4 protein-coding genes and 1 pseudogene are annotated in these 6,663 nt (G+C 73.2%); 1 reads left to right on the forward strand and 4 read right to left on the reverse strand.

From position 1 onward, the window contains the following. Positions 1–74: 74 nt before the first annotated feature. Together QJS33_RS02475 and QJS33_RS02480 are read right to left on the reverse strand one after the other, a co-directional pair. Complete coding sequence (locus tag QJS33_RS02475; RefSeq protein WP_306366191.1) at positions 75–1,421, reverse strand: FAD-dependent oxidoreductase; 1,347 nt, start codon at positions 1,419–1,421, stop codon at positions 75–77. A 304-nt stretch (positions 1,422–1,725) separates the two neighbouring features. Continuing rightward, a complete protein-coding gene (locus QJS33_RS02480; RefSeq protein WP_306366192.1) occupies positions 1,726–2,421 on the reverse strand; it encodes a 1-acyl-sn-glycerol-3-phosphate acyltransferase in 696 nt (231 codons plus the stop codon). A gap of 268 nt (positions 2,422–2,689) precedes the next feature. Here QJS33_RS02480 and QJS33_RS02485 point away from each other — a divergent pair, with 268 nt between their 5' ends. Beyond that, positions 2,690–3,334 (forward strand): cyclase family protein, encoded by a 645-nt coding sequence (locus tag QJS33_RS02485; protein ID WP_306366184.1) that lies wholly within the window; start codon positions 2,690–2,692, stop codon positions 3,332–3,334. Positions 3,335–3,374: 40 nt separating this feature from the next. Here the strand turns inward: QJS33_RS02485 and QJS33_RS02490 are convergent, their stop codons facing one another. Together QJS33_RS02490 and QJS33_RS02495 are read right to left on the reverse strand one after the other, a co-directional pair. Then, positions 3,375–5,492: an FUSC family protein gene (locus QJS33_RS02490; RefSeq protein WP_306366185.1), complete on the reverse strand. Its 2,118-nt coding sequence runs from the start codon at positions 5,490–5,492 to the stop codon at positions 3,375–3,377. Between the two features lie 578 nt (positions 5,493–6,070). Then, positions 6,071–6,663 (reverse strand): annotated as a pseudogene (locus QJS33_RS02495) (hypothetical protein); the annotation flags it as partial.

The following is a 6,663-nucleotide window of genomic DNA, read 5'->3' on the forward strand; positions in this document are numbered from 1 at the left end:
AAGGCCTTGCGGAGGGGAATAGGGTGCCGGCCCCGCAGAGGGGCGCGGGGCCGGCCGGGACGTTCGCGCGGGGGTCAGCCCTGGCGCGCGACCGTGGTCTGTTCCTCGCGGGTGAGCAGCTTGAGGCGCTTGCGGCCGCGCTCGGCCCCCAGCTCCTCCTCGCGGGCCTCGATCCGCTGCCAGCCCTCCCAGGTCGTGTACTCCACGCCGCGCTCCTGGAGCAGGGCCCGGAACGCGACCGGGTCCGGCTCGGCGGCCGGGGTGAACGACTCGCGGTCGGCGACCAGGTTGGTGACGGTCTCCAGGGCGTCGCCCTTGGTGTGGCCGATCAGGCCCACCGGTCCGCGCTTGATCCAGCCGGTGGCGTAGACCCCGGGGATGTGGTTCTCGTCCAGGTCCAGGACCCGGCCCTCGCGGTTGGGGACGACGCCGTTCTCCTCGTCGAAGGGCAGGTCGGCCAGGGGGGAGCCCAGGTAGCCGATGGCCCGGTAGACGGCCTGGACCTCGTGGTCCACGTACTCGCCGGTGCCCCTGACCCCGCCGTCGCCGGTGAGCTCCATGCGCTCGGTGCGGAAACCGGTGACCCGGTCCTCACCGAGCACCGCCACCGGCGAGTGCAGGAAGTGCAGGTGCAGGCGGACGTCCTCACCGCGCGGGTCGCGCAGCGCCCAGTTCTGGAGCACCTTGACGTTGGTCTTGATCTGGTTGGAGTCCTCGCACGCCTGGAGGCTGCCCTCGTCCATCTCGAAGTCCTCGGGGTAGACGACGACCTCGACCCCGGGCTGCTTGTCGAGCTCGCGCAGCTCCATCGGGGTGGCCTTGCACTGGGCGATGCCGCGGCGGGCGAAGACGTGCACGTCGGTGATCTGCTTGGCGCGCAGCCCCTCGTACACGTTGTCGGTGATGTCGGTTTCGAGCAGGTCGTCGGCGTTCTTGGCGAGGATGCGGGCCACGTCGACGGCGACGTTGCCGGCGCCGATCACGGCGACGCTGGTGCCCTCGACGTGCCAGGACGGCGAGACGTCGGGGTGGGAGTCGTACCAGAAGACGAAGTCGGCGGCCCCGTGGCTGCCCGGCAGGTCGATGCCGGGGATGTCCAGGGGGCGGTCGCGGTCGCTGCCGGTGGAGAAGATGACCGCGTCGTAGTGCCTGCGCAGGTCTTCGAGCTTGAGGTCCCGGCCGTACTCGACGTTGCCGTAGAAGGTGATCTCGGGCTTGTCGAGGATCTTGTGCAGGGCCCCCTGGATCTGCTTGATCCGGGGGTGGTCCGGGGCGACGCCGTAGCGGACCAGACCGTAGGGGGAGGGCAGCTTGTCGAGGATGTCGATGCTGACGGACGTGCCGCACGCGGACAGGGTCTCGTCCTTGGTGAGCAGGTCGGCGGCGTAGATGCCCGCCGGACCGGCACCAACGATTCCCACTCGCAGGGGTCGCGTCATCGCACAGCTCCAAGTCTTCGCGCCAGGGGTCGGACGCCATCTAAAGTAAGGCTTGCCTAATCTATCCGGTGTCGACACCGGTAATCCCCACTATACTGGTGGGGAATTTCGCCCTCGTCTCCGGGATGCGGATCCGGCCCTCGGGTGGCCCTCGGCGCCCCGGTGATCCCGGCATCCCAGATGGGACGGGGGTAGCGGCGTGCCCGAAGGCATCGTTCCGCGCCCCTCAATCAAGGGTCAACGCTCCGTCGGGGGCGGATCAGCCCCGAGCATACTGTGGTGAAAGTCACCCGCGGGGGTTGCTCTGTCCCAGTTCCGCCTTGACCGAGGCCGCGTAGCGCGCCACCCGCTCCTGGCCGGACAGCTTGGCGATCGCGTCCATGATGGCGTCGGTGGCCTCTCTGCGGGGCTTGGCCCGGTCCGCCCGGCCCTGCCACGGGGACAGGTCCACGGGTTCGCCGAAGCGCACGCCCACCCGGTTGAACGAGGGCACCTTCCGCCCCTGCGGCAGGATCCGCTCGGTCCCGCTCAGTGCCACCGGTACCACCGGGACGCCGGTCGTCAGCGCCAGCCAGGCCAGCCCGGTCTGTCCCTTGTACAGGCGGCCGTCCGGCGAGCGGGTGCCCTCGGGGAAGATCCCGAAGACCTCGCCGCGCTCCAGCACCTCCAGGCTGTTGTCCATGGCCTCCTGGGCGCTCTGCCCCGGGCGGCGGTCCACCGACAGCTGGCCGAGCCCGCGCAGGACCCGTGCGAACGTCCGACGCGGCAGCGTGCCCTCGTCGAACAGTTCCTGCTTGGCGATGAACCGCACCGGCCGCGGGCAGGCGACGCCGATGAACAGCGGGTCGATGAGCGCCAGGTGGTTGGCGGCCAGGATGAGCCCGCCCGTGCGGGGGACATGGTGGGCGCCTTCGGTCCTCACGGGCCACATCATGCGGGTCGCGGGCGCGACCACGGCCTTGGCCGCTCCGTACAGTGACACCATGAGGTGGACCCTTCTCCGTGCGTGATGCGAATTCGCGGTGGCGGGGGATCTCCGAGGTGCCGCCGCCACGTGCGTTCCCCGACCTTACCGGGCCTGCGGGGCGGGTCGCCTGGCCGAGGCCGGCCGACCGCGCCCGGGGGTCCCCCGCGGGCGACCGGAACAGCGAACCGGTGGCTTGGGTCACACGCGCTACGCTTATGGTCTAGACCTCTGGCGCAGGTCGGGGGTCGCGCACCGGACACGCTCGTGAAGCGAGGAAACAGCCATGTCCAAACCGGTCGACGTCAGCCACCAGATCACCGACGGGATGACCACTTGCCCCGGTCTCCCGGAGCCGCACATCACCGAGGGCCGCGCAGGCCAGAGCGCCGGACACGGAGACGGGGGCAGGGTCACCATGGCCGGGGCCACGGGCACCTACGTGGAGATGCCCGCCCACCGCTACCGCGACGGCGCGGACCTGGCCGACCTCGACCTGGACCGGGTGGCCGACCTGCCCGGCGTGGTCGTCGACGCCGTCGGCGCCCGCCAGATCGGCCCCGAGGCGTTCTCGGGCCCGGACCTGCGCGGCCGGGCCGTGCTCATCCGCACCGGCTGGGACCGCCGCTGGCGCACCGAGGCCTACGGCGACCACGACCACCCCCACCTGACCGAGGCCGCGGCCAAGACCCTGGTCGAGGCCGGGGCGGTCCTGGTCGGCGTCGACACCGTGGGCGTGGACGACACCTCTCCGGCCGCGGAGGGGGCCCGCCCGGCCCTGGCGGTCCTGCTCGCCGCGGGCATCCCCGTCGTCTCCCACCTGTGCCTGCTCGACGAACTGCCCGCCACGGGCTTCCGGTTCTTCGCCGTCCCCGCCAAGGTGCGCGGGCTCGCGGCCTTCCCCGTCCGCGCGTTCGCCCTGGTCGACTGAGCCCGGGGACGGCCTCCCCCGGCCCGGTGGCCGTCCCGCCTCACAGGTCGGCGTCGAGGTCCCCCTGGGCCCGGCGCCGCTCCAGTTCGGCCCGCTTCTCGGCCTCCAGCCGCGCCGTCCGCTCGTCCTGGGCGACAGCGCCCGCCATGGCCGTGGACAGGGCACGCAGCTCCATGTTGATCCGCGGATAGGCGGGCAGCCGGGGCAGGGCGCCCATCCGCGGGGTGCGCCGCTCCTCCATCGCCGAGATCAGCTCGCGGAACGCCAGGTCCACCCGCTGTAGGGTGATCGTCCCCACCGGTTCGGGCCCGTCCAGGGCAAGCGCCGACAGCGCGAGGTACCCGGTGCGCTGGGTGGCCACCACCACCGGCCACAGTGGCTGTGTGGAGGCGGCGCGCGGCACGTCGCCGATGGCGCTCTCGTAGACCCCGCGCAGGCTCACCAGCGCCGCCCGCATGTCCCGCCGCAGCTCGTAGCGGAGCCGTCCGTCGATCACGGTGTCCTGGTCCAGCACCGCCGCCATGGAACGGCGGGCCTCCTCCAGCACACCGACGATCGACTGCGGCAGCCGCGTCGCCGACGCGCCCCGCCACAGCAGCATCGCCCCGGCCAGGCCCACCAGCGACCCCACCACGGTGTCGACGATGCGGGTCTCGGCCAGTTCGGTGATGGGGTGCGGGGCCGCGGTGTACGACAGCAGCAGCGCCATCGGGGTGATCAGCAGCGAGCCGTAGAAGAAGTTGCGGCCGATCACCAGCTGGGCGGCGCCCTGGAACAGCCCCGCCAGCACGATGACCCCGGCCAGTGGCGGGTGCGCGGCGATGATCAGCGCTCCGATGACCACGCCGACCAGGGTGCCCAGCGACCGCTGCACCGACCGGTTGAGGGTCAGCACCACGTTGCCGCCCTGGAGGACGGCCGTGGTGGTGATGCCCACCCAGTAGGAGTTCTCCAGCCCCACCGCCATGGCCAGCGCACCCGCCGCCGTCACCGTGATCCACATGCGCAGGGCGGTGGGCCGGATCAGCGAATCCTGGCTGAGGCTGGAACGCAGCGCGCCCCACAGCGCCGGGTAGCGCTCGTCGTGCAGGGTCCGGGCACGCTCGTCGTCGAGTCCGCCCGCGTCGCGGCGTTCGGTGGTGGCGGCCCGGGCCATCAGCCCGTACAGGCGCGCCTCCAGGGAGCGCGGGCGCATGCCCCGGCGCAATCCGTCCAGGTCGGCCGGGTCGGGCGCCTTCTCCGGGGCGGCGACCGCGGCCGCCATCCGCTCGGCGAACGCGGCGGCCTCGGGCGGCAGCGGTGTGGGCCGGGCCATGCACACCTGCGTGGTGGCCAGGTGCATGTCGGAGACCCAGCGCAGCAGGGAGCGCAGCCGGGCCGCCTCGTCGCTGGTGCGGTAGCCGCGGGTCTGCGCCAGCAGCACCAGCCGCCAGGCGTCGGCGACCGCCACCGAGGCGTCGTGCTGGGCGTGGTCGAGCTCGGGTGTGCCCACCGCCCGTAGCAGCACCGCGAGCTTGCGGTACGCCCCGGCGACCGCCTGCCGCTCGGGGTGGCGGGCGCGGACGAACACACCCGACATGGACACCGCCCAGCCGACCGCGGCGCCGGACGCGGCGATGGCCGCGTGCAGCGGCACGTCGGCCAGGCCGCCGGGGACGATGGTGGAGATCGCGCCGACCAGCACGAAGAACAGGGGCCCGGGCTTGTCCACCCGCCAGGCCGCGCAGACCCAGGTGGCCAGCCCGGCGGTCAGCCCGATGGAGAACACCGCCGCCCACGGGGACAGCGCCGAGGCCAGCGAGCCCAGGGAGACACTGATCACGAATCCCAGTCCGACCAGGGCCAGCGCGGCCGACCGGTAGACGTAGGGGGTCTTCTTCTCGTACAGGACCGTCATGGAACCCATCGCCGCCAGGGTGGCGACCTGCGGGCCGAACAGCCAGGCGGCCAGGGCGAAGGAGACGGTCATGGCGATCGCGGCCTGCGCCGCGGTGGTCCAGGCCCAGGCACCCGATTCCAGCCCGAAGACGGCGCGCAGGTCCACCCGCGGCCGGGGGCGCTCGCCGACGGCGACGCGCCGGGGTCCCGGGTGCGAGGTGTCGCCCACGTCGAGGGGTCCGGTATCACCCGTGGTTCCCAGATCTCGCACGTGCCCCATCCTAGACCGGGACGAATCGGTACTCATGCCCCAGAGGACGCGTTGCCCCTGCGCTCGGGTTCGGCCCGGTGCCGGTGTCGTGGGCCACCCTCCACCCGCGGCCGCCCGTTCCGCAGCCCGCCGTGCCGGCCGGCCGGTCCGCCGATCTGCCCCGATACCGCCGGGGCGGCCGCCCGCACGGTGCCGGGTGACCTCGGACACCCTCGGCGCGGCTCGGTGGTGTCCCACCGAGTGGTGTAATCTCGTTCGACCCTGAAATCCCAAGGGCAACAACGTGCTGGTCAGTGATCTGCTCCTGTTCGAACAGTCGGCGTTTTCGCACCACTCGACGGGACATGACCCGCGGCTCCCGGTCCGTGCGCATGCGGACCCGGGGGAGTGCCCACGGTCCCGGCCCCCGCGCGGGTGCCCGTCCCAGGCGGCACGGCGGTGGCAGGCGTTCGGTCAGATGGTGTCCCACCGAGTGGTGCGACCTCGTTCGACTCCAGAGCCCCAGAGGTGACGGCGCGCTGGTCGGCGATTCGTTCTTGTTGGAACAAACCGGTGTTCCCGCACCACTCCACGGGGCATGACCTCGGTCAGCCCTGGGTCGGGGTGGTCCCGGCGGGGCGGGCCAGGGCCTCGTCGCGTTCGGCCTCGGCGCGTTCCGCCCGCTCCAGGGCGCGGTCCCGGGCCTCCTCGGCCAGGGCCAGGCGGGCGGCCGCGGCCTCGCGGGACTCGGCCAGGGTCAGTTCGGCCGCGCGACGCTGTGCCGCCAGCTCCCCGGTCAGGCGGTCCCGTTCGGCCACCGAACGCTCCAGCTCGGCGGTGAGCCGTTCGCGCTCGGCCGCCGCCGCCGAGCGTTCGGTCTCCAACGCCCGCTCGATCCGGTCGAGCTCGGCCCTGGCACGCTCGCGCTCGGCGGTCAGCGACTCCTCCGCCCGGCGCACGCGTTCCTCGGCGTGCTCGGCCCGTTCCCGCTCGCCGCGGGCGGCGGCCAGGGCCTCGTCGCGTTCACGGCAGCGCTCGGCGGTCTCCGCCCGCAGCCCCTCGGCCTCGGCATGTGCGTGCTGTAGCCGTCGGGCGGCGTCGGCGCGCTCGCGCCCGGCCTCCTCGCGCTGCTCGGACAGACGGCGTTCGGCGTCGGCCAGCCCCGCGTTGGCCTCCGCGACGGCGGCGTCGCGCTCCTCCC

It is taken from the genome of Nocardiopsis sp. CC223A, assembly GCF_030766825.1.
GTDB lineage: Bacteria > Actinomycetota > Actinomycetes > Streptosporangiales > Streptosporangiaceae > Nocardiopsis.

Excerpts from the sequence above, each read along its gene's own strand:
- QJS33_RS02485 (WP_306366184.1), top strand. The coding sequence starts at position 2,690 with ATGTCCAAACCGGTCGACGTCAGCCACCAGATCACCGACGGGATGACC.
- QJS33_RS02490 (WP_306366185.1), bottom strand. The coding sequence starts at position 5,492 with ATGGGGCACGTGCGAGATCTGGGAACCACGGGTGATACCGGACCCCTC.